Here is a 22577-nt window from a genome sequence, read left to right as displayed (position 1 = left end):
TGGACATAATAATGATGAAAGCAATTGGGTTTTCGCAATAACTAACAGTAGATGAAGTGCCTTTGCCAAATGCGATAACAGTTTGAGTTAATAGACCAAAAACAAAACCAATGGCATTTAAAAAAACGACAGCAACCCATAAAATACCAATTGAGTTAAACGAATGCTTAAAAACTTTCAGCTAGCGTCTCATTTGGATCAACAATCATTCGTAATGCCTAAAGTAATGTAGACACCGAAATCGGCGTATAACTTAGCATTAACATTTGTTTTCTTTTGTTGATTATTCAAGTAACTTAGTGTTTATATTCGTTTTTTATTGGTCAATTTACATGACTGGTTCACATTTGCAACAGAAAACACACCCACCAAAGTTACCAACGTTAATGCGTGAAAAGATACGTCTTAATCATCACAGTATTCGTACGGAAACGCAATATTTACAATAGGCATAGCGGTACATTTTCTTTCATCACAAGCGGCATCCAAAAGAGATGGGTGGCAAAGAAGTTGAAGCTTTTTTATCTCATCTGGCGGTTGAGGGGAATGTTTCTGCCAGTACACAAAATCAGGCACTATCTGCTTTGTTGTTTTGTATCAGGGTGTTCTAGCACTTTGGATGCCATGCCTTGTTAAATATCTATCTTTTTTGCCAAATCACACGTTGCATGGCAATGCCGCGCGCACCACAGGATTGCGCCTGCGATGCATGTTCAAAATGCATCCCACCTAGTGCATACACTGGAATTTCAAGCCCATTTAACATTTCACCAAATTGCTCCCAGCCTAGTCCAGTTGCTTCAGGGTGACTTTTTGTCGGTAGCACAGGGGAGAGCATTGCAAAGTGTAGTTGTAATGATTGTGCTTGCGCTAACTCTACGCGGTTATGGCAAGAGGCACCTACTAACAAGTTATCCGGTTTTTGTGTGAGCGCGATCAGGCGCTGGCTATTTAAATGCACACCTTGGTAGCCGATTTGCAATGCTTGTTCTGGGCTGCCGTTGAGCAGGCAGCGGCAGTCGTAAGGCGCACATAGCTGTAATACTTCCTCGCTCAATTTGGCGAGGGCTGCGTCATCAAGCTGTGATTCGCGTATTTGCAGCAATTGCAGGCCTTGGTCGAGCTGCTGCTTTAACGCTTGCAAGAATGTATGTTCACCCATTTCCTGGAGATTGCTGATGGCATACACCGGCGGCAGGCTGAGGGCTTGCATGATCGGTGCATTGGCAGGCAGCACCGGGCTGACGTTGAGTGTGCGTGGGTGCTGCCAGGCAAACTGCTGACCTTCTCGTGCTTGTAGTTCGCCTTGCCAGGCATGCACAAAGAAAAAGTGCAGCAACACGGTTTTGGCTTCGGCGTCATGCGTGGCCGGGTAGTCGTAGCGGCGTTTGATCCAGGGTTGAATCTGGGTGGGGGTAATGCCGAGTTCCTCTTGCGATTCTCGGATCAAGGCATTTTCTGGTGTTTCGCCAGATTCGATTTTGCCGCCTGGGAATTCCCACCAGCCAGCCCAGCCTTTGCCGTTGGGACGGCTGGCGAGCAGGTATTCGCCATTGGGGCGGATCAGAATAGCGACGGCGACTTGGACGAGTTTTGTCATGGCTCAGGATTTCAGTTGCAGTTGGCCTGCGTAGTCTTTGGCAAACTGGTAGGCGACACGGCCGCTGCGGGCGCCACGCGTATGGTAAAACTGCAGGGCGGCATGACGGGCTGTCTCATCCATCGTGATGCCAAAGGTGTGCAGCCAGTGGGCGGCAATATTGAGATATTCGTCCTGGTCAAAACTGTAAAACGAGAGCCATAAACCAAAGCGCTCTGCCAGCGAGGTTTTTTCGTCTATGGTGTCGTTCTGGCGGATTTCGCCGCTATCTACAATCGGTTGATTGTCAGACATATATTCCGGCATCAGGTTTTTGCGGTTAGACGTGGCGTAGACCAGCAGGTTGGACGAGGCGTTTTCAATCGAGCCATCGAGGATGACTTTAAGGGCTTTATAGCCGATGTCGTTGGCTTCAAAGGTGAGGTCATCACAAAAAATAATAAACTTTTCCGGGCGTTGGCGTATCAATTGAGTGATTTGTGGCAAGTCTGTGAGGTCTTGTTTTTCGACTTCTATCAGACGCAAGCCCTCACTGGCGTAAGTGTTGAGCACGGCCTTTACTAGCGAGGATTTACCGGTGCCGCGTGCGCCTGTCAGCAACACGTGGTTGGCGGGCAGGCCTTGAAGAAACTGGCGCGTATTGCGCACCACCTCATTTTTTTGCCGGTCTATAAAGCGGATATCGTCCAGCAGAATCTGGTGTGGATGCTCGACGGCTTGTAACTGGCCTTGTCCGTTGTGCTTGACCCAGCGCCAGGCCACGGCTTGCCAGTCTGGCTCAGCAGGTGGGGTGGGCAACAGGTGCTCAAGTCTTGTAATCAGTTGGTCGGCGCGCTGTATCAGCTGTTCGATGGCATTCATGGCGAGGCTGCAAGTGTGAAACGAGAAGGTATTGTACACAAAGCGGCCGGGGCTAGCGAAACTTGCAAAGTCTCGCTAAACCGGGGTTGGAATAAGCCATAATAGCGTTTTAATGATTGGCAGCCCAAGTTGGTGCTCAGCGCTGGATGTTTTGCATTTGATAAAGACAGAGAATGATGAACAATCGCAAGATTATTTTGGCCTCGCGTAGCCCACGCCGCGTCGAGTTACTGGCGCAATTGGGCGTAAGCTGCGACATCATGCCCGCGGATATTGATGAGTCGTGTTGGCCGGGAGAAGATCCTGCCCGGTATGTGCAGCGCCTGGCGCTAGCCAAGGCAAAAGCGATCCATGCAGAGCATGGTCACCGCGGGTTGCCGATTCTAGCGGCAGATACCACGGTCGCGCTAGGCAACGAGATATTGGGCAAGCCGGCGCATGCGGCGGAAGCGCTGGCTATGCTGACGCGGCTAAGTGGCAGCTTGCATGAGGTGCACACGGCGGTGGCGGTGATGCACGAGGGTAAAGCGCAGTGCTTGTTGAGTACCACGCGGGTGCATATGATGTCTGTACCATTGGCTGTGCTACAAGACTATGTGGCTTCTGGGGAGCCCATGGACAAGGCCGGGGCGTATGGCATTCAGGGCCGTGCCGGGGCCTGGATTGCGCGCATTGAGGGCAGTTATAGCGGGGTGATGGGTTTGCCGCTGCATGAAACGGCGCAGCTGCTGAACGCATGGTAAACTGCTATCAAAAAAATAGATTCGGGATTGGATAAGCACTATGTCGTTGGCACAGGAAGTATTGATTAACGTCACGCCGCAGGAAACGCGCGTGGCGATTCTGGAGCAGGGCATCGTCCAGGAGTTGCACATTGAACGCGCCTCTTCACTGGGGATTGTCGGTAATATTTATCGTGGCACTGTTGTGCGCGTGTTGCCTGGCATGCAATCTGCCTTTGTCGAGATCGGCCTGCCGCGTGCGGCCTTTTTGCATGCGGCCGATATCATGGAATGTCATACCGAGGAGGGCGCGGTGAAAACCGACCGCCCGATTCAGGAGGTGTTGCATGAAGGCCAGTCGATTATCGTCCAGGTGATTAAAGAGGCGATAGGCACCAAAGGCGCACGCCTGACCACTGAAATCAGCATTGCCGGCCGTTTTTTGGTCTATCTGCCTTACCAGAAGCATATCGGCGTATCGCAGCGCATTGATCACGAAGAAGAACGCGAGTTTTTGCGCAATCGGTTGCTCGGCTTGTTGCCTGAAGCACGCGAAGGTGGCTATATCATCCGAACCATGTCAGAAAACGCCACCGATCAGGAGTTGTTGGCCGACATCGAGTATTTGCGCAAAGTGTGGCAAAAAATCCAGACCGAGAGCACCAAGGTCGGTGAACGCTCGCTGATTTTTTATGACCTGAGTTTGCCGCGACGCATTTTGCGCGATGTGGTGTGTACCGAAACCACCAGCATCCGTGTCGATTCGCGCGAGATGTTTGAGCGGCTAAAAGAGTTTGCCGAGCTTTATGTTTCGCACGCGGTAAAACCGCTGACGCACTACAAAGGCGAACGCTCGCTGTTTGAGTTTTACGATATTGAAAACGAAATCGAAAAGGCGTTGGCGCGCAAGGTGGAGCTCAAATCAGGCGGTTACCTGATTTTTGACCAGACTGAGGCACTGACCACGGTGGATGTGAACACCGGCAGTTTTGTCAGTGGTAAAAACCTGTCTGATACCATTTTCAAAACCAATCTGGAGGCGGCGCAAGCGATTGCTCGTCAGCTACGCCTGCGTAACCTGGGCGGCATCATTATCATCGACTTTATTGATATGGATGAGGATGCACAACGTGCGGCAGTGCTGGAAGAGTTGCGCAGTGCTGTGACGCTGGACCGTGCGCGGATTAATGTGAACGGGTTTTCTGCCCTTGGGCTGGTGGAGCTCACGCGCAAACGGACGCGCGAGAGCCTGGCGCATTTGCTGTGTGAATCGTGTCAGGTTTGCCAGGGGCGTGGTGAGCTCAAGACCGCCCAGACCATTTGCTATGAAATCATGCGTGAGTTATTGCGTGAGTCCAAGCAGTTTAAAAATGCCAAAGAGTTCAAGATTCTGGCCTCGCCCGAGGTGATCAATATGCTGGGCGATGAAGAGTCACAAAGCCTGGCCAATCTGTCAGACTTTATCAAACGGCCGGTGTCGCTGCACCCGGATACGCAATACGGCCGCGAAGAGTTTGATATCGTTTGGGTCTAGAAAATTGTTGTTCTGGAGAGGACGGCCAGAGATAAGGCCGTCCGCGAGATGCGCAGCACTGCGTATGCGTGTTACAGCATGCCGCCCGCCAACCCTGGCAGCACGATACGGCTGAGCATTTGCAACAACAGCAAGGCGACCAGCGCGGAAAAATCGAATCCCTGAATCGAAGGCAAAACATTACGCAACGGATTGAGGATAGGCGCTGATAACTGGTTCAGCACGCCATAAATCGGGCTGTATGGATTGATCCAGCTTAAAATGGCCATGAGCAAAATGGCGTAAAAAAACACATCCAGCATTTGCCCCAGGACGGCGACAAAGGCCTGCCAGAACCAAAACACCGGGGACACTGGGGCGGCTACAAGCAAGGTCAGCAAGGCGAACAGAATTACTTGTACCAGCCAGGCCAGCAACAGGGTTGATAAATCCAGCTGTCGGGCAGGGGGAATCAGTTTGCGGGCAGGCTTGACCATAAAGTCAGTCAGCGCCATGGCCATTTGCCCCAGCGGATTCTGGAACGAGGTCCTTGTCCACTGCATTAAAAAACGCAATACCAGTAAAAAAGTCAGAATACCAAATACTGCATTCAGTAAAAAAGTTGTCATGTTTTGCAACATTATTGTGCTCCCAATTGATCGCCGAGTTCTTTGGCGCGGCGTGCTGCTTGTGCCGCGGCATGTTGCATCATGCCATGAATATCGTGCTCGCGCATACTGAGCAGGCCTTGTTCGGTAGTGCCGCCCTTGGAGGTCACTTGCTCACGCAGGGTCGCCACAGGGGTAGGGCTCGAGGCTGCGAGCAAGCTGGCGCCTTTGAATGTGGCCAGGCTGAGTTGTTGTGACTGGGCTTCGCTGAGTCCTAAAGCGACCCCTGCTGCGGTGAGTGCTTCTATCATCAAAAAAACATAAGCCGGGCCACTGCCTGAAATCGCGGTCACCGCATCCAGCTGGTCTTCAGCTTCTAGCCAAACCACTTCACCCGCCGCTTGCAACAACTGGTCGGCAACGTCACGCTGGCCCGCTGAGACGGCTGGCAGGGCATAAGCGCCAGTAATGCCCGCCTGAATTTGCGCAGGCGTATTGGGCATGGTGCGAATCAGCGTCTGGTAGCCGTCTAACCAGCGGCACAAGTCGCCAGTGCGGATGCCGGCGGCAACTGAGATCACCAATTGTGATTGTAAGTAGGGAGCCAGCGAGTCGGCCACCGCCTGCAATTGCTGTGGTTTGACCGCCAGCACCACAACTTCAGCCGCCAGTGAGGCTTCCGACAGCGCCGCGCTGGTTTGCACGCCTAATTTGGCTTGTAGCGCGGCATGTTTGCTGGTGTCTGGGTCAATCACGGTAATGTGCGACATGGCAAAGCCTCGTTGTTGCAGGCCTATCATCAGGGCTTGTGCCATATTGCCGCCGCCAATAAAGGCGATGCGGGTGGCTGACAGTGATTGCATGGTATTCAAGTTCCTTCTTTAAACTGAGTCGTTATCGGGTTTGCGCGGGCGGGCGGGCGCCAAAAATGGCTGTGCCGATGCGCACCAGCGTCGCACCTTCGGCAATGGCTGCGGCAAAGTCACCACTCATGCCAATGGAGAGGGTATCCAGCTGCAAGTCATGCGCATTCAGGTGATCAAACAGGGCCCGTACCTGCCGAAATTGGTCACGTTGCTGGTCTAAATCTTCCACGGGGGCCGGAATCGCCATCAGGCCACGCAAATGCAAGCGCGGTAACTGCCTGATATTTAAAGCCAGATCTAGCACCTCTTGAGCGCTGGCACCACTTTTGCTTGATTCCTGGCTGATATTGACTTGCAGGCAAATATTCAAAGGCGCCATGTCTGCAGGGCGCGCGTCAGACAAGCGTTGTGCAATTTTAAGGCGGTCCACCGAATGCACCCAATCGAAATGCGCGGCAATCGGCTGTGTTTTGTTGCTTTGAATCGGGCCAATAAAATGCCATGCTATTGCACAGTCTTGCAGTTGCTGTTGCTTGGCGAGGGCCTCTTGCAGATAGTTTTCACCAAAAACGGTTTGTCCGGCCTGGTAGGCCTCCCTGAGGGCAGATGCCGGTTGTGCCTTGCTGACCGCACAGAGGGTCACGCTTTGTTTGGCTTGGTAACTTTCACATGCCTGTGCCAATTGTTGGCGTATCAGGGCCAGATTGTCAGCGATATCAGTCATGGGAGGCAATACAGTGCAGGGTCGCGGTAAAAAATAACATTATATAAATAATCACTGGAGTGGATTGTGGATATTTCAGATTTATTGGCATTTTCAGTTAAAAACAAAGCCTCGGACTTGCATTTGTCTGCCGGCTTGCCACCGATGATACGCGTGCATGGCGATGTGCGTAAAATCAACTTGCCAGCCATGGATCATGCCGAAGTACATAACATGTTGTACGACATCATGAATGACAGCCAGCGCAAAGTGTATGAAGAAAAGCTGGAATGCGATTTTTCATTCGAGATCCCTGATCTGGCGCGTTTCCGGGTGAATGCGTTTAACCATCAACGCGGTGCCGGTGCGGTATTCCGTACCATTCCAAGCAAGGTGCTGACGCTGGAAGAGCTTAACGCACCACGTGTGTTCAAAGATTTGGCCGATACGCCGCGAGGCATTGTGCTGGTGACCGGGCCGACCGGTTCCGGTAAATCGACCACACTGGCGGCGATGATTGATTACATCAATGAATCCCAGATGTCGCATATCCTGACCGTAGAAGACCCGATCGAATTTGTGCATACCTCGAAAAAATCATTGATTAACCAGCGTGAAGTCGGGCCGCATACCATGTCGTTTGAAAACGCGCTGCGTTCAGCCTTGCGTGAAGACCCGGATGTGATTCTGGTGGGTGAAATGCGTGACCTGGAAACGATCCGCCTGGCGCTGACTGCGGCCGAAACCGGTCACTTGGTGTTTGGGACCCTGCATACCAGCTCTGCGGCCAAGACCATAGACCGGGTGGTCGATGTGTTCCCGGCGGCAGAAAAAGAAATGGTGCGCTCCATGCTCTCAGAGTCTTTACGCGCAGTGATCTCGCAAACCCTGTGTAAAACCAAAGACGAGCAGGGCCGGGTGGCTGCGCATGAAATCATGATCGGAACCCCCGCCATCCGTAACCTGATTCGCGAAAACAAGATCGCGCAGATGTATTCGGCAATTCAGACGGGCCAAAGTGTGGGCATGCAAACGCTGGACCAGAATCTGCAAGATCTGGTGCGACGCAACGTCATCAGCGCCGATGAGGCGCGTACCAAAGCGGCTAACCGTGATGGCATTATCGGATAAATATTAAAGATGGATAGCAGCATGCAGACCGGTGCCGATCACGCGCAAACCGAGAAATTTATTAATGACCTGTTGAAGCTCATGGTCACGCGTAAAGCCTCGGATTTGTTTATTACCGCAGGCTTTCCGCCTGCCATGAAGATTGATGGTAAGTTGACGCCGATTACCACGCAAACCCTGAACACCCAGCAAACGGCCGAAATTGCGCGTACTGTCATGAATGACAAGCAGGCGCAAGAATTTAAAGAAACCATGGAGTGCAATTTTGCGATCAGCATGCCATCGGTGGGCCGTTTCCGCGTCAATGCCTTTGTGCAGCGCAGTGCCGTAGGTTTGGTGATTCGGGTGATCAATACCAATATCCCCAAATTTGATGATTTGAATTTGCCGCCCGTACTCAAGGATGTGGTGATGGCAAAGCGCGGCCTGATTATTTTTGTTGGCGGCACGGGCTCAGGTAAGTCGACCTCGATGGCCGCCATGCTGGGGCACCGCAATGAAAGCAGTTATGGGCACATTATCACCATTGAAGACCCGGTAGAGTTTGTGCATAGCCACCGCAATTGCATTGTCACCCAGCGCGAAGTGGGCGTGGATACGGACAACTGGCACGCCGCGCTCAAGAACACGCTACGTCAGGCACCTGATGTGATCATGATCGGTGAAATCCGCGACCGTGAAACCATGGATTACGCGATTGCCTTTTCTGAAACCGGCCACTTGTGTCTGGCCACCTTGCACGCCAACAGCACCAACCAGGCGCTGGACCGCATTATCAACTTTTTTCCCGAAGAGCGCCGGCAGCAATTGCTGATGGACCTGTCGCTCAACCTGCGCTGTATTGCCTCACAACGGTTGATTCCTAAAGTGGATGGCTCGGGCCGGGTGGCTGCCGTCGAAGTCCTGCTGCATTCACCGCTGATTTCAGACCTGATTTATAAAGGTGATGTACACGGTATTAAAGAAGTCATGGCCAAATCCCGAGAGCTTGGCATGCAGACCTTTGATCAGGCCTTGTTTGACCTGTTTGAAACCAGCCAGATCAGTTACGAAGACGCCTTGCGTAATGCCGACTCTGTCAACGACTTGCGACTCAAGTTTAAACTCAACAGCAAAGTCGCCAACCCGGAAAATCAGGAACGCAGCAAGATTTCGGATCTGGATATTTTGTAAACCTTATTCAACAGGCATGCCGGGTAGGCATCCGGCATGCATGCAGCACTCATCTTGTAAGCTGCACGGTTTCCTGTTGAAACACCAGATTGCCCTGCGTAATGGTGGCAGTGACCTTGCCGGTCAGGCTGTGATTCACAAATGGCGTATTCTTGCCCTGGCTGAGCAGGGCGCGACCATCTACGCGCCATTCCATTTCCGGGTCGTAAATCACTACGTCGGCCGTGGCACCCGTTTGCAAAGTGCCTGCATTAACACCCAGAATCCGCGCGGGGATTTGCGTGACTTTGGCCAGGGCTTGCAAGGGGGCCAGTTTGGCCTGCGCAGACCATTTCAAGGTCAGTGGCAGCAAGAGCTCAAGCGCTGAGGCACCAGGGTGCGACTCGGCAAACGGTAATGCTTTGGCGTCATCATCGACTGGCGTATGATCCGAACAAATTGCATCTAGCGTACCATCCAGCAAGCCAGCACGTAGTGCGTCACGGTCGCGTTGGGTGCGTACAGGCGGTTTCAGATGTACCATGCTGTCAAAAAAGCCGATATCCATATCGGTCAGGTGCAGGTGCTGGATGCTGACATCGGCCGTGACCACCATGCCGGCCTGTTTGGCTTGCCTGAGCAATTCAACCGATTCAGCCGTGGAGACCCGGGCGATATGCAATTTGGCGCCTGTGGCCTGGGCGATCCGCAGCATGGTTTGCAGCGCAATGCTTTCTGCCGCCGCCGGGATGCCTTTGAGCCCCAGTCTGGAGGCGACTTCGCCATCATGGGCGACCCCGTTTTTTGCCAGGTAAGGATCTTCTGCACGCATAAACAGCGTATAGCCGAAGGTTGCGGCATATTCAAACGCCCGCCACAAAACCTGGGTATCAACAATCGCTGTATCCGCCTGTGAAAAGCCCACACAACCTGCAGCGGTCAGGGCGAACATTTCTGTGAGTAAATGGCCTTCAAGTTGCCGTGTGACTGCGCCCAGTGGATAGACATGGGCGAGGGCATGCGATTTCGCTCGGTGCTTGAGCATCTCGACCAGGCCAGGCTCGTCCAGTACCGGGTCGGTATCTGGCGGGCAGGCCAGACTGGTGACGCCACCCGCCATGGCGGCGCGTAACTCACTTAGTAAGGTTGCTTTGTATTCGCTGCCCGGTTCTCGCAGGCGCGCACACAAATCCACCAGGCCAGGTAACACCCATTTGCCTTCGGCATCCAATGTCTGGTCTGGTTGGAAACCTTGGGGCGCTGCACCCATGCCAACAATCTTGCCTGCGCTGATATAAAGATCTTGCACCTGATCCAGCTGCTGGCTGGCATCTATCAAGCGGCCCTGTGTAATCAGGATATTCATGCGGCGTTGCCTCCTCCAAGAATTGCCATCACCGCCATGCGTACTGCAATCCCATACGTGACCTGTGGCAGGATCACGGATTGTTTGCCATCCGCCACTGCCGAATCAATTTCTACCCCCCGGTTCATCGGGCCCGGATGCATCACAATGGCATCCGGCTTGGCCAGTGCCAGGCGCTCAGGGGTCAAACCAAAGGTCTGGAAAAACTCCTGTGAGCTGGGTAACAAGGCGCCTGACATGCGCTCGTTTTGCAGGCGCAGCATCATGACGACGTCCACGTCCTTGAGACCTTGCTCCATATTGTGGAACACTTGCACGCCCAGCTTTTCCACATCGGCAGGCAACAGGGTGCGCGGTGCGATCACCCGGATTTCAGGGACGCCCAGCGTGGTCAGCGCATGGATTTCACTGCGGGCGACGCGCGAATGCAAGACGTCACCCACAATCGCCACGCGCAGGTTGTGCATCTCTGGCTTGTATTTGCGGATGGTGAATACATCCAGCAAGCCTTGGGTCGGGTGCGCATGGCGGCCATCGCCGGCATTGATCACGCTGATGTGTGGCGGCACGTGTTGCGCAATGAAATGCGCGGCACCGCTTTGCTGGTGACGGACCACAAACATATCCGCATGCATGGCAATCAGGTTGTTCACCGTATCAAGAATGGTCTCGCCTTTGGATTGTGAAGAGGTGCTGACATTGAGGTTGAGCACATCGGCCGACAGGCGTTTGGCGGCAATTTCAAATGTGGTGCGCGTACGCGTACTGTTTTCAAAAAAGATATTGCAGACGGTTTTGCCACGCAGCAGCGGCACTTTTTTCACTTCGCGTTCAGCAACGCCGACAAAGTTTTCGGCGGTGTCCAGAATATCGGTCAGGATGCGCTTGGGCAGACCTTCGATGCTTAGCAAGTGTTGCAGCTGGCCCTGGGCGTTGAGTTGCGGGTTATACATGGGCATCCACTCCATTCGCTGCCGTGGTGGCAATGCTCAGGTGCAGTTTGCCCTGAGTATTGATTGCCAGTTCAAACGATTGATTGGCCTGCAATGGCAGATCGGCGCCAGTCATATCGGGGCGGATCGGTAGTTGGGCACCACCACGGTTAATCAGTACCGCCAATTGCACCGAAGCCGGACGGCCGTAATCAAATAATTCATTCATGACGGCACGTGTGGTACGGCCGGTATAAAAAATGTCATCAATCAGGATGATGTGTTTGCCGTTTACATCAAATGGAATTTGCGCGGGCTGCGCAGCGGTTTTGAGGCCACGTTGCGCATAATCATCGCGATACATGGCTGCATCCAGCTTGCCATGCACAATGTCTTGCCCCAGCTCGGCCTGCAAGCGCTGCAACAATTTTTGCATGAGCCAGACGCCGCCCGTATAAATGCCAACCAGAGCCGTTTCCGCCTGAATACGCGGTTTGAGTTGAGCGTACAGATGATCAAGTAATTGTTCGGGATCAGGTAAAGTCATGAGTATCCAGTGCTACTTACGTGCATGATAAGCATCAAAATAAGATTGTAATATAGTTTGGGCGGCAACTTGATCCAGCATCTGCTTTTGCGCGCGGCCACGGATGCCTGCTTCGCGCAGGGATTGTGAGGCCTCCGCCGACGACAGGCGTTCATCCACCATCACCACCGGCAAGTTAAAGCGGCCCTCGAGACGCTGGGCAAACTTTTGCGCCAAGGCCGTCATGGCATGGGCCTCGCCATCCAGGGACATGGGGAGCCCAACCACCAGCAGCGCCGGTTGCCATTCTTTTAGCAAGGATTCAATTTGCGCAAACTTGGCGGCGTTGTCTTCAGCCTCTATGGTCAGCAGCGGGTGTGCCAGTTTGAGCAGGGTGTCACCGACGGCCACGCCGATGCGTTTTTCACCAAAATCAAACGCCAGCAGGGTGCCGGTGATATCGGGATAGCGACGCTGGGTGATCGGTAAATGGCTTTGGTTAAGTGGCTGTTTGCCAAGCCTGGTCGCATCAGGCATGCCCGGCAACCTCGGACAAGGTGGCAAAGTCCACTCCTAATTGCTGCATGGCCCAGAACAGCTTGTCATCGCTGGGTAATTTAAAAATCAACTTGTGCAGCTGGTGGTGATCAGCCAGTGGCAGGGTTAGCCAGGCGTTGGCCTGGATTTCCTGTTCCAGCTGACCGGCTCCCCAGCCAGTGTAGCCGAGCGCAATAAACATGTCTTGTGGCGCTTCATCACGGGCGGCGGCTTCGAGGATATCCTTGGATGAGGTCATGGCCAGCCTATCGGACAAGCCCATAGTGGTATTAAATTCAGTGGCTGGCGCATGCAGGACAAAGCCACGTTCTACCTGAACCGGCCCGCCAAAATGCACCGGGCGCGCCTGTTGTTGCGCAACATGGCACTCCATCTTCAGCTGTTCAAACAGGTCGCCCACATTCAGTTGCAAGGGATGGTTGAGGATCATGCCCATGGCGCCATCTTCGTCGTGATTGCAGATCAGGATCACGCTTTTGCTGAAGTAGGGGTCCTGCATGGCTGGCATGGCAATCAGGATTTGGCCGGTCAGGTCCAGACGGCTTGTCTGGTCATTCAAAGTCAGTTGCTCACTCATTGGGGATAGGCTTTATGGCTGCGTTTCATGCATGCGCTTCCTCAGCGCTCAAATATCCGGTAATTTCAAAACCAAAGCCATCCATGCTCGGCATTTTGCGCGGGGCAGCCATCAGGCGCATTTTTTTCACGCCAAGGTCGAGCAAGATTTGTGAGCCGATACCGTAATTACGTAATTCCTGATTGAGGACCAGTTTTTGGTCTGCCCGCAAAATACGGTCAGTCAGGCCGAGGCCATCTTCATCATGGTTGATGAGTACGATGACGCCGCACGCGGCCGTGCTGATGGTACGCATGGCCTGGAGCAGATTCCAGCTATGTGATTGGTGGCTGCTATCAAGCAGGTCTATCATCGACAGCGGCTCATGGACCCGCACCAGCACTTCATCACTTTGCTCAGGCTGGCCCTTGATCAGCACCAGATGGGTTTCCTGGGCAATGTGGTCGCGATAGGCGATGAGTCGCATCGTGCCAAACACGGTTTCTATTTCGCGTTCTGCGCTACGTTCTATCAGTCTTTCGTGTGCAGCACGATAGTGGATCAAGTCGGCAATGGTGCCGATTTTGATATTGTGCTCGGCGGCGACCTGCATCAGGTCTGGTAACCTTGCCATCTCGCCATCGTCTTTGAGGATTTCGCAGATGACGCTGGCGGGCTCACAGCCTGCCAGTTGCGCCAGGTCGCAGCCTGCCTCGGTATGGCCTGCGCGCACCAGTACACCGCCATTCATCGCCGATAACGGGAAAATATGCCCGGGACTAACAATGCTGCTTGCATTGGCCTGCTTGGCAATGGCGGCACGGATGGTGGTGGCGCGGTCTGCGGCCGAAATACCCGTGGTGACGCCCTCAGCAGCCTCAATCGAGACGGTAAAGTTGGTGCCCAGGCGCGTGCCATTTTTTTGCACCATAGGGGGCAGGTTTAATTGACGGCAACGCTGTTCGGTCAACGTCAGGCAGATCAGACCACGGCCATATTTGGCCATAAAATTGATATGCTCAGCGGTGACAAATTCTGCGGCGATGACAAAGTCACCTTCGTTTTCACGGTGTTCATCATCGACCAGAATCACCATTTTGCCAGCACGGATATCGGCAATAATGGCCTCGATAGGACTGATTTGCGCCGACATTATTCCTGCTCCCAAGCTTGCATCCGCTCGACATAGCGCGCAATCACGTCAATTTCAAGGTTCACCGGGTCGCCCGCTTTGGCATGCTGCATCATGGTGTGCTGCATGGTATGCGGGATCAAATTGATACTGACCTCATCCTGCTGAATCTCATTGACGGTGAGGCTGATGCCATTCACGCAGAGTGAGCCTTTTTTGGCAATGTATTTGCTGATGGCATGAGGCGCGCGCACTTTGAGTAGCCAGCATTCGCCGACGGACTCCAGTGCCGTGATGCTGCCTATACCATCCACATGCCCGGTCACCAGATGGCCGCCCAGACGGTCAGCCAGTCGCATGGCTTTTTCCAGGTTGACAGGCCCAGGTTGGCTTAGGCCGGTGGTGACCTCTAGCGTGACTTTGGATACCATGACCTGAAAGCTGCGTGAATTAAAGTCAGTGACGGTGAGGCAGACACCGTTGACGGCGATGCTGTCTCCCAACTGCACATCTTCCATCCCCAAAGACGGCGCTTCTATGCGTAATGCACAATCTTCGCCATGTGGAACGACTTCGGCAATCCTGCCGACGGTTTGAATAATCCCAGTAAACATGGTGTGATTTTATCAGTGCTGCATGCTAAAGTAATCACATTCCCGCAACATTTTTCATTCATACGGATAGAGGGTTTCTGTGCGCCTGGACGATTTGGAAGAAAGTCAGCATGTTGAAGACCGCCGCGGTGGCGGCTTTGGTGGGCGCAGTATCGGCATAGGCACCATTGCACTAGTGCTGGTCGCCATGTATTTTGGCGTCGATCCCCAGCTGGTGTTAAATCTGGCGCAGCAAGCCCAACCTGTGGCCGAGTCGCCGCAGCGTCCTGAGCAAAGCCAGGACCCCAAGGTGAAGTTTGTTTCTCAGGTGCTGTGGAGTACCGAGAAAATCTGGCAGCAACAGTTCTCCGCCAGTAGACGGCAATATACGGCGCCCAATCTGCAACTGTTTAGTGGCATGACCAGCACTGCGTGTGGTCAGGGGCAGTCGGCCATGGGGCCGTTTTATTGCCCGGCAGACCAAAAAGTCTATATTGATTTGAGTTTTTACCAGGAACTGCAAGACCGCTTTAAAGCGCCCGGTGATTTCGCACAGGCGTATGTGATTGCGCATGAGGTGGGGCACCACGTGCAAAATCTGCTGGGGACTTCAGCCAAGGTACAACAGGCCAGGCAACAGGCCGGGTCTGAGGCCGCATCCAATGCCTATTCGGTCAAACTAGAGCTACAGGCGGATTGCTATGCGGGTGTCTGGGCCTATTATGCTGATCAACAGTATCATGTGCTGGAAGCCGGCGATGTGGAAGAAGCGCTGCAGGCGGCAACGGCTATTGGCGATGATGCCTTGCAAAAGCAGGCGCAAGGCTATGTGGTGCCAGATAGTTTCACCCATGGCAGTTCTGCACAGCGGGTATATTGGTTCAAGCAAGGCTTGCAGTCTGGCGACCTTAATCAGTGCAATACCTTCAACAGTTAAGCATTCAATTAACCTTGAATATAAAAATAGTGTTAATAAGTAAAGAGAAATATGACAGAAGCAACAGTACTCAATGAGGATGCACATTTAATTGAAACAACGGTTTCCAGTGCGGTGATGGCGCAGGGGAAAATGCTCACCGTCCGCTACGATGAAGCACGCTTGCCAAACGGCGTGATCAGCGGTCGTGAGTATGTTGTGCACCCTGGAGCTGTCGTCGTAGTCGCTCTCACCGATGCCGGTGAAGTTGTACTAGAGCGCCAATTCCGCTATCCCCTCAAGCAGGTGTTTATAGAGTTGCCCGCTGGCAAGATCGATGCAGGTGAGCCGGTATTGACCACAGGCCAGCGTGAGTTGCTTGAAGAAACCGGTTATGCGGCCAAAAACTGGATCAAGCTGGGAATACAGCATCCTTGTATCGGCTATTCCAATGAGGTGATTCATATTTATCTGGCCACAGACCTCTCACTGGGCGATCATGCCAGAGATATCGACGAAGCGATGGACGTGATGGTCTGGCCGTTTGAACGCATTATGCAAGCGATTGAAGACGGTGAAATTACCGATAGCAAGACGATGTCCGCCATGCTGATGGCCGAGCGTTACTTGCGCAAGCATCCTCTGCCTGGCCTGGCGCGGTAAAGGGCCACGATGCGTGTTTTGCAGATAGGCTGTGGTGCATTGGGCAAGCTGATTGCCCAGGCGACCCTGGCCCAAGGGTATGCATTGACAATCGTCAGGCGCTCTCAGCAGTCTGTGCCTGACGGCGCAGCCGCCCTCTACCTGGATGTCGTCTCTGCAAATGGCCTGTCTGCCCTGGCAGACCAGGCCCCGGAAATCCTGCTGTATTGCCTGGCGCCCGTGGCAGGGCAGAGCTATCGGCAAACTTATGTCGATGGCTTGCGGCATGTGCTGGCCAATGTGGATCAGCGCGCGTTAAAGCATGTGTTTTTTATTTCGAGTACCAGTGTGTATGGCGAGCAGCAAGGGCAGTGGGTTGATGATGATACGCCTGCCATGCCGGCTGAAGAAAATGGCCAGACGATCCTGGCCGCCGAGCAATTGCTGGATGATTTGCCTTGCTCGCATACTGCGTTACGCGTGTCTGGCATTTACGGCCCGCAACGGCTTTACCTGCTCAAGTTGCTGCAAACCCCTGAGCGCTGGCCACAACATATCCAATGGACCAACCGTATTCATGAGTTGGACGTTGCGGGTGCGGTGGTGCATTTTTACTGCCAAATTGAACACGCACTGCCGTTGCCAGCGCATATTATTTTGACGGATGGTGCGCCAGTGCCACAACATGAGGTGTTGCAATGGCTGGCGCAGCAACTGCAGCGGCCAGCGCCTGTGACCCCGACCGGTGACTTGCAGCGCGGTAAACGGATTCGCAACCCGTTTTTGCAGCAATCTGGTTACCCGTTTTTATTTGCTGATTATCAGGCAGGCTATGCAGCCATACTCTCTAAAATGGATCATGTATAAAAAAAATATTCTCACACTGTTTCTTGGCTTGCTGCTGACAGCGCTTGGCCTGTCTGCACAGGCAGGTACGTCGCAAGAGGCGTCGCCGGAAGGCTTTCAGCCCTGGTTAACGGCATTGCGCCAGGAAGCATTAACGATGCAGATTGCGCCGGCCGCGGTTGACGCGACGCTAACAGGCGTCGTCTATTTGCCACGCGTGATTGAGCTTGACCGCAAGCAACCAGAATTCGTCACCAGTTTTTCTGCCTATGTGAACCGCCGCATTAATCCGCGTGTGGTGAGCAAGGGCAAACTCATGATGCAGGACTATGGTGGCGTTCTCTATGTGGTAGAAGAGTTGTATCAGGTGCCCAGGGATGTGCTGGTGGCCTTCTGGGGGTTGGAAACCAATTTTGGCGGATTTACCGGGGATATCCCGTTAGCGTCTGCCTTGGCGACCCTGTCATTTGAAGGGCGCCGCGCTGCGTTCTTTAAAAAAGAACTGCTGAACCTGATGCGTGTGGTCGAGCGTGATCAACGCTATGATAGTCCGGTGGTGGGATCATGGGCGGGCGCGACCGGGCATATGCAATTTATGCCATCCACTTTGCTCAAATATGGGGTGGATGCCGACGCGGATGGCAAGATTGATATCTGGGACTCTTATCCAGATATCTTCAGTTCTGCCGCCAATTATTTATTGCAGGCGGGCTGGCAGCCAGGCCAGCCCGTTAGCTTTCAGGTCGCCTTGCCTGCGGGCTTTGATTATAGCCAGGCGCAATGGCAACAGACCAAAGCTGTCAGTGAGTGGGTGAAAGCCGGAGTGGCGGGCGTTCCAGCCAGCGCACTGGCGTTGCCAAAAGCGTCGATTGTATTGCCTCAGGGCTTTGATGGTCCGGCATATATGGTATTCCCCAATTTTGACGTCATCATGCAATGGAACCGTTCCATTAATTATGCGCTGGCCGTGAGTTTGCTCAGCCAGCAGTTGCGTCAGGACAGTTATACCTTACAGCTGCCGCCTGAGCCACCTGCGCTAAGCTATCAGCAAATGTGGCTGTTGCAGGAGTCATTAAACGCGCAAGGGTTTGATTGTGGGGCCCCTGATGGCTTTCCAGGTGCCAAAACCCAGGCCGCGATCCGTCGATATCAAGCGAGTAAAGGGTTGCCACAAGATGGCTATGCAGGCGCCGAATTGTTTAGCCGTTTAACGACACCCGTGCAAACGGCACAGTAACTTAGCGTGTTTTAAACCAGCCCGTCACGCTCACTCTTGGCTGGATGGCGGGCAATACCTGGTGCCAGAATCTGGCGGATAAAAACAGCACGAGTCGGCCGCCTAGCGGCAAGATATCCAGATGTCTGGCATCTTGCTCCGGGGGCTGGTGATGTTCATCCAGATACAGGCGCAAGGCACCCCCTGCTTGTTCTGGCCAATCCTCGTTGAGATAGATAATTGCGGTCAAGCTGCGGACGCCGCTTGGTATTTGGGTGGCGTGTTGGCGGAACTGGTCGATGTGTGTGGCGTAGCCGTTGGAACCGGCAGGGTAGAGGGCAAAATGGGTTTCGTAAGTGGCCAGTCCCATCATCAGGTGACGATTTGCCATCTGTTGTACCTCAGCCATCAGGCTAAAGTAGGCTTGCAAGGCAGGGTTGGGGTCGTCAGCTTCCAGCCAGGCAATCCGGTCAGCACGAAGATTGGGATTGCTAATAGCGGCTTTACTCGTGCCCGCCTGATGCATCTGCCCTTGCTGGTCGCGCGCCAATGCCAGCGTGCGCAATGCGGCGATGGTGTCGGACGGCAAACATTGATCGATCAGGCAATATTGGTGTTCACTGAGGGACTCTACGAGCGTGTCAGTCAATGTAGTGATTGGTGCGCCCATGGGCAACTGAAAAATCTGCATGACAATATTATAAGCGTGATCCCATTGCCTAACGACTTGCTTTCGGATAGAATGCGCAACCTTATTGATTGCAGTCCATGTGATCAATCTTAAAATAGTCGCGTAGCTCAGCTGGTTAGAGCACCACCTTGACATGGTGGGGGTCGATGGTTCGAGTCCATTCGCGACTACCAAAATTCAAAAAGCCGTTATAATTAACGGCTTTTGTTGTTTTTATCAAATGCTTTGTATAGGCCTTGTTTCAAGGTTGTTCGCTAAAATTTTGACGGATCTGGCATGCCAAATATTCGATTACCCGATGGTTCTGTAAGACAGTTTGAACACGCTGTAACGGTGGCGGAGGTGGCTGCCAATATCGGCACCGGTTTGGCAAAAGCCGCGCTGGCTGGCAAGGTGACTTATCCCGGCCAGGAAGCAAAGCTGGTGGATACCAGTCATCAGATTGCGCAAGATGTTGAGCTGGCGATTATCACGGACAAGAACGAAGAGGGGCTGGAAATTATCCGCCACTCAACCGCACACTTGTTGGCCTATGCGGTAAAAGAGCTGTTCCCGGATGCACAGGTGACGATAGGTCCTGTCATTGAAAATGGCTTCTATTACGACTTTAGCTATAAGCGCCCATTTACGCCGGATGACCTGATGGCCATTGAGAAAAAAATGGCTGAATTGGCAAAGAAAGACGAAAAGGTCGAGCGCAAAGTGCTGCCGCGTGATGAAGCGGTGGCTTACTTCAAAAGCATTAACGAGCACTACAAAGCCGAGATCATTGCCAGCATTCCCAGCAATGAGGATGTTTCGCTGTATTCAGAAGGCGCGTTTACCGACTTGTGCCGTGGCCCGCACGTGCCGAATACCGGCAAGCTCAAGGCATTTAAATTGATGAAGCTGGCCGGCGCCTACTGGCGCGGTGACAGCAATAACGAAATGCTGCAACGTGTGTATGGCACTGCCTGGCGCAATAAAGAAGAGTTGGAAGCTTATCTGCATATGCTGGAAGAGGCTGAGAAGCGCGACCACCGCAAGCTCGGCAAGCAGCTCGATTTTTACCATATGCAGGAGGATGCGCCTGGGATGGTGTTCTGGCATCCGCGAGGCTGGGTCATCTGGCAAGAAGTCGAGCAGTACATGCGCGCCAAATTCAGGGAGTACGATTACCAGGAAGTACGTACGCCGACAGTACTGGACAAGACCCTGTGGGAAAAATCCGGTCACTGGCAAAACTACCGTGACAATATGTTTGTCACTCAGTCCGAAAACCGTGATTATGCCGTGAAGCCGATGAACTGCCCCGGTCATATCCAGATTTTCAACAGCAGTTTGCATAGCTACCGCGATTTACCGTTGCGGCTGGCAGAGTTTGGTTCTTGCCACCGTAACGAGCCGTCTGGTTCCTTGCATGGCTTGATGCGCGTGCGTGGCTTCACCCAAGATGATGCCCATATTTTCTGTATGGAATCGCAAGTCGAAGCCGAAGTGGCGGACTTTATCAAAATGTTGTACGAAGTCTATAAAGACTTTGGGTTTGACGATGTGATCGTTAAATTGTCTACCCGCCCAGAAAAGCGTGTGGGTACTGAAGAAGCGTGGGACATGGCAGAAAATGCCTTGGCTAACGCGATTAAGGCGAATGGCCTTGAGTTCGAGTATCAGCCGGGCGAAGGCGCTTTTTACGGCCCGAAAATTGAATTCACCCTCAAAGACTCGCTCGGACGGATGTGGCAATGTGGCACCATCCAGCTAGACCCAAACCTGCCAGAGCGCCTGGGCGCCGAGTATGTGGCTGAGGATAACACACGCCAGCGGCCTATCATGCTGCACCGTGCGATTGTGGGTTCCATGGAGCGTTTTTTAGGCATCTTGATCGAAAACTTTGCGGGTGCCATGCCGGTCTGGCTGTCGCCTGTGCAGGTCATGGTGCTTAATATTTCGGACAATCAAGCCGATTACGTGCGCCAAGTAGTTGAAAAAATGAAGAAAAATGGCATTCGATGCGATTTTGACTTGAGAAACGAGAAGATTACCTATAAAATACGCGAACATAGTTTGCAAAAATTGCCTTATCTGATTGTTGTTGGCGATAAGGAAATGCAAAATGGTCATGTGGCCGTACGTACCAGAAAAGGTGAAGATCTGGGTGCGATGTCGGTAGATGCGTTTGTTGCGCGTGTACAGCAAGACATCCAAAACCGGGTCTAATTTTTTAGGTGCCGTGCGGCTTTGTTTATTGTTAGGGGATTGTTATAGCTCAGGATAAAGATACACGCATTAATGGCGATATTACCGCGCCACAAGTGCGTCTGATTGGTGTAGATGGCGAACCGTTAGGCATTATGAGTCTCAAAGAGGCCTTTGCCAAAGCGGAAGAAGCTGATATTGATATTGTTGAAATTGCACCAAATGCTGCACCGCCCGTGTGCCGTTTGATGGATTATGGCAAATTCAAATACGCCGAGAGCAAGCGTCTACACGAGCAAAAACTCAAACAAAAACAGGTGCAGATCAAAGAAGTCAAATTTAGACCTGGCACCGATGATGGCGATTACAACATCAAGTTGCGTAACATTATTCGCTTTTTGGGCGATGGTGACAAAGCCAAGATTACTTTGCGCTTCCGTGGCCGTGAAATTACGCATCAGGAGTTCGGTTTGGCGCTGTTGAAGCGTCTGGAAGCGGATCTGGCTGAGCATGCAGCGGTGGAGCAATACCCGAAAATGGAAGGCCGTCAAATGGTGATGGTACTGGCGCCCGCTAAAAAGGTGCCACCGAAAAAAGCGGACAAGTCCGCAGAAGAATAAGTTTTTTGGAGTGATATGGCTAAATTGGCTGCCTACTCACTCTTTACTCAACCTCTAAGGAGACCAAAATGCCAAAGATGAAAACAAAGAGCAGCGCCAAAAAGCGCTTCAAGTTCTTGGGTAACGGCAAAGTGAAGCGTACACACTCTCACTTGCGCCACATCCTGACCAAGAAAACAACCAAGCAAAAACGTAAACTGCGCGGTACCGCAATTATTTCTGCGACCGACGTGAAACGCGTTCGCGCAATGATGCCAACACAATAAGGAGACCGACATGCCTAGAGTAAAACGTGGTGTCATCGCACGCGCAAAACACAAAAAAGTATTAAATGCTGCTAAAGGTTACCGTGGTCGTCGTAAGAACGTCTACCGTGTTGCCAAACAGGCGGTCATGAAAGCCGGTCAATATGCATACCGTGACCGTCGTCAGAAAAAACGTCAATTCCGCGCATTGTGGATTGCCCGTATTAACGCGGCAGCCCGTGAAGCTGGTTTGACCTACAGCCGTTTCATGAATGGCTTGAAAAAAGCTGCGGTTGAAGTTGACCGTAAAGTGCTGGCTGATCTGGCCGTGTTCGATAAAGCTGCTTTTGCCAAGTTTGTAGAATTGGCTAAAACAGGTTTAAGCGCCTAATCAGACCTACCAA

At 52.8% G+C, this 22577-nt stretch carries 26 protein-coding genes and 1 tRNA gene; 14 read left to right on the top strand and 13 right to left on the bottom strand.

Annotated features, from left to right (window positions below):
* Positions 1 to 494: 494 nt before the first annotated feature.
* Positions 495 to 611 carry a phage integrase N-terminal SAM-like domain-containing protein gene (locus Q9292_RS07405; protein WP_313986446.1) on the top strand — a complete coding sequence of 39 codons (117 nt, stop codon included), beginning with the start codon at positions 495 to 497 and terminating at the stop codon, positions 609 to 611.
* 29 nt (positions 612 to 640) lie between these two features.
* On the opposite strand, the gene Q9292_RS07400 is transcribed toward Q9292_RS07405, so the two are convergent.
* A complete protein-coding gene (locus tag Q9292_RS07400; RefSeq protein WP_313986444.1) occupies positions 641 to 1600 on the bottom strand; it encodes a Nudix family hydrolase in 960 nt (319 codons plus the stop codon).
* A 3-nt stretch (positions 1601 to 1603) separates the two neighbouring features.
* On the bottom strand, positions 1604 to 2461 hold the full coding sequence (locus Q9292_RS07395) for an ATP-binding protein (protein WP_313986442.1): 858 nt from the start codon (positions 2459 to 2461) through the stop codon (positions 1604 to 1606).
* A 176-nt stretch (positions 2462 to 2637) separates the two neighbouring features.
* Here Q9292_RS07395 and Q9292_RS07390 point away from each other — a divergent pair, with 176 nt between their 5' ends.
* Together Q9292_RS07390 and rng are read left to right on the top strand one after the other, a co-directional pair.
* On the top strand, positions 2638 to 3204 hold the full coding sequence (locus tag Q9292_RS07390; RefSeq protein ID WP_275356387.1) for a Maf family protein: 567 nt from the start codon (positions 2638 to 2640) through the stop codon (positions 3202 to 3204).
* 40 nt (positions 3205 to 3244) lie between these two features.
* The gene (rng, locus tag Q9292_RS07385; RefSeq protein ID WP_228518766.1) at positions 3245 to 4717 is read left to right on the top strand and encodes a ribonuclease G; all 1473 of its coding nucleotides are present in this window, start codon (positions 3245 to 3247) and stop codon (positions 4715 to 4717) included.
* Positions 4718 to 4788: 71 nt separating this feature from the next.
* On the opposite strand, the gene Q9292_RS07380 is transcribed toward rng, so the two are convergent.
* Genes Q9292_RS07380 through Q9292_RS07370 form a run of 3 tightly spaced genes read right to left on the bottom strand, consistent with a single transcriptional unit; the run spans position 4789 to position 6894 of the window.
* Entirely contained in the window at positions 4789 to 5325 is a 537-nt protein-coding gene (locus tag Q9292_RS07380; RefSeq protein WP_275355914.1) for a YggT family protein, read from the bottom strand.
* Between the two features lie 11 nt (positions 5326 to 5336).
* The gene (proC, locus tag Q9292_RS07375; RefSeq protein WP_313986438.1) at positions 5337 to 6167 is read right to left on the bottom strand and encodes a pyrroline-5-carboxylate reductase; all 831 of its coding nucleotides are present in this window, start codon (positions 6165 to 6167) and stop codon (positions 5337 to 5339) included.
* Positions 6168 to 6198: 31 nt separating this feature from the next.
* The gene (locus Q9292_RS07370) at positions 6199 to 6894 is read right to left on the bottom strand and encodes a YggS family pyridoxal phosphate-dependent enzyme (protein WP_313986436.1); all 696 of its coding nucleotides are present in this window, start codon (positions 6892 to 6894) and stop codon (positions 6199 to 6201) included.
* 66 nt (positions 6895 to 6960) lie between these two features.
* On the opposite strand from Q9292_RS07370, the gene Q9292_RS07365 reads away from it, so the two are divergent.
* Together Q9292_RS07365 and Q9292_RS07360 are read left to right on the top strand one after the other, a co-directional pair.
* Complete coding sequence (locus Q9292_RS07365) at positions 6961 to 8004, top strand: type IV pilus twitching motility protein PilT (RefSeq protein ID WP_313986434.1); 1044 nt, start codon at positions 6961 to 6963, stop codon at positions 8002 to 8004.
* Positions 8005 to 8013: 9 nt separating this feature from the next.
* Positions 8014 to 9177, top strand: coding sequence for a PilT/PilU family type 4a pilus ATPase (locus Q9292_RS07360; protein WP_313986432.1), 1164 nt, complete (start codon positions 8014 to 8016; stop codon positions 9175 to 9177).
* Positions 9178 to 9226: 49 nt separating this feature from the next.
* On the opposite strand, the gene Q9292_RS07355 is transcribed toward Q9292_RS07360, so the two are convergent.
* Genes Q9292_RS07355 through Q9292_RS07325 form a run of 7 tightly spaced genes read right to left on the bottom strand, consistent with a single transcriptional unit; the run spans position 9227 to position 14840 of the window.
* Positions 9227 to 10522 (bottom strand): dihydroorotase, encoded by a 1296-nt coding sequence (locus Q9292_RS07355; protein WP_313986430.1) that lies wholly within the window; start codon positions 10520 to 10522, stop codon positions 9227 to 9229.
* A complete protein-coding gene (locus Q9292_RS07350; protein WP_194748244.1) occupies positions 10519 to 11475 on the bottom strand; it encodes an aspartate carbamoyltransferase catalytic subunit in 957 nt (318 codons plus the stop codon). Before Q9292_RS07350 ends, Q9292_RS07355 begins: the two co-directional genes overlap by 4 nt.
* Positions 11468 to 12001, bottom strand: a complete 534-nt coding sequence (pyrR, locus tag Q9292_RS07345; protein WP_313986427.1) for a bifunctional pyr operon transcriptional regulator/uracil phosphoribosyltransferase PyrR — start codon at positions 11999 to 12001, stop codon at positions 11468 to 11470. Before pyrR ends, Q9292_RS07350 begins: the two co-directional genes overlap by 8 nt.
* A 12-nt stretch (positions 12002 to 12013) precedes the next feature.
* The gene (gene ruvX / locus Q9292_RS07340) at positions 12014 to 12517 is read right to left on the bottom strand and encodes a Holliday junction resolvase RuvX (RefSeq protein WP_313986425.1); all 504 of its coding nucleotides are present in this window, start codon (positions 12515 to 12517) and stop codon (positions 12014 to 12016) included.
* Positions 12510 to 13115, bottom strand: a complete 606-nt coding sequence (locus Q9292_RS07335) for a YqgE/AlgH family protein (protein ID WP_313986423.1) — start codon at positions 13113 to 13115, stop codon at positions 12510 to 12512. Before Q9292_RS07335 ends, ruvX begins: the two co-directional genes overlap by 8 nt.
* Positions 13116 to 13140: 25 nt before the next feature.
* Positions 13141 to 14247 carry a bifunctional 3,4-dihydroxy-2-butanone-4-phosphate synthase/GTP cyclohydrolase II gene (ribBA, locus tag Q9292_RS07330; protein ID WP_194748240.1) on the bottom strand — a complete coding sequence of 369 codons (1107 nt, stop codon included), beginning with the start codon at positions 14245 to 14247 and terminating at the stop codon, positions 13141 to 13143.
* Positions 14247 to 14840: a riboflavin synthase gene (locus Q9292_RS07325; RefSeq protein ID WP_275355895.1), complete on the bottom strand. Its 594-nt coding sequence runs from the start codon at positions 14838 to 14840 to the stop codon at positions 14247 to 14249. The genes ribBA and Q9292_RS07325 overlap by 1 nt, the downstream gene beginning before the upstream one ends.
* 79 nt (positions 14841 to 14919) lie before the next feature.
* Here Q9292_RS07325 and Q9292_RS07320 point away from each other — a divergent pair, with 79 nt between their 5' ends.
* From Q9292_RS07320 to Q9292_RS07305, 4 genes are read left to right on the top strand one after another with little or no spacing between them, the layout of a single operon-like run.
* Positions 14920 to 15756 (top strand): neutral zinc metallopeptidase, encoded by an 837-nt coding sequence (locus Q9292_RS07320; protein WP_275355893.1) that lies wholly within the window; start codon positions 14920 to 14922, stop codon positions 15754 to 15756.
* A gap of 51 nt (positions 15757 to 15807) precedes the next feature.
* Complete coding sequence (locus tag Q9292_RS07315; RefSeq protein ID WP_313986419.1) at positions 15808 to 16398, top strand: NUDIX hydrolase; 591 nt, start codon at positions 15808 to 15810, stop codon at positions 16396 to 16398.
* 9 nt (positions 16399 to 16407) lie between these two features.
* Complete coding sequence (locus tag Q9292_RS07310) at positions 16408 to 17244, top strand: NAD-dependent epimerase/dehydratase family protein (RefSeq protein ID WP_313986417.1); 837 nt, start codon at positions 16408 to 16410, stop codon at positions 17242 to 17244.
* Positions 17237 to 18460 (top strand): lytic murein transglycosylase, encoded by a 1224-nt coding sequence (locus Q9292_RS07305; protein WP_313986415.1) that lies wholly within the window; start codon positions 17237 to 17239, stop codon positions 18458 to 18460. The genes Q9292_RS07310 and Q9292_RS07305 overlap by 8 nt, the downstream gene beginning before the upstream one ends.
* Before the next feature lies 1 nt (position 18461).
* Here Q9292_RS07305 and Q9292_RS07300 read toward each other — a convergent pair whose 3' ends face one another.
* Positions 18462 to 19130, bottom strand: a complete 669-nt coding sequence (locus Q9292_RS07300) for a 2OG-Fe(II) oxygenase (RefSeq protein WP_313986413.1) — start codon at positions 19128 to 19130, stop codon at positions 18462 to 18464.
* Positions 19131 to 19226: 96 nt separating this feature from the next.
* Between Q9292_RS07300 and Q9292_RS07295 the strand changes: the two genes are divergently transcribed.
* From Q9292_RS07295 to rplT, 5 genes are all read left to right on the top strand, one after another.
* Positions 19227 to 19303 (top strand) — tRNA-Val (locus Q9292_RS07295).
* A gap of 103 nt (positions 19304 to 19406) precedes the next feature.
* Positions 19407 to 21329, top strand: a complete 1923-nt coding sequence (thrS, locus tag Q9292_RS07290) for a threonine--tRNA ligase (protein ID WP_313986411.1) — start codon at positions 19407 to 19409, stop codon at positions 21327 to 21329.
* A gap of 44 nt (positions 21330 to 21373) precedes the next feature.
* Complete coding sequence (infC, locus tag Q9292_RS07285; RefSeq protein ID WP_275356385.1) at positions 21374 to 21928, top strand: translation initiation factor IF-3; 555 nt, start codon at positions 21374 to 21376, stop codon at positions 21926 to 21928.
* Between the two features lie 68 nt (positions 21929 to 21996).
* On the top strand, positions 21997 to 22194 hold the full coding sequence (gene rpmI / locus Q9292_RS07280) for a 50S ribosomal protein L35 (RefSeq protein ID WP_018985786.1): 198 nt from the start codon (positions 21997 to 21999) through the stop codon (positions 22192 to 22194).
* Positions 22195 to 22204: 10 nt separating this feature from the next.
* Positions 22205 to 22564 (top strand): 50S ribosomal protein L20, encoded by a 360-nt coding sequence (rplT, locus tag Q9292_RS07275; protein WP_194748232.1) that lies wholly within the window; start codon positions 22205 to 22207, stop codon positions 22562 to 22564.
* The last annotated feature ends 13 nt before the right edge of the window (positions 22565 to 22577 follow it).

The organism is Methylophilus sp. VKM B-3414 (assembly GCF_032248435.1).
Lineage (GTDB): Bacteria > Pseudomonadota > Gammaproteobacteria > Burkholderiales > Methylophilaceae > Methylophilus > Methylophilus glucosoxydans.
This window is presented reverse-complemented; position numbering and strand designations above follow the sequence as displayed.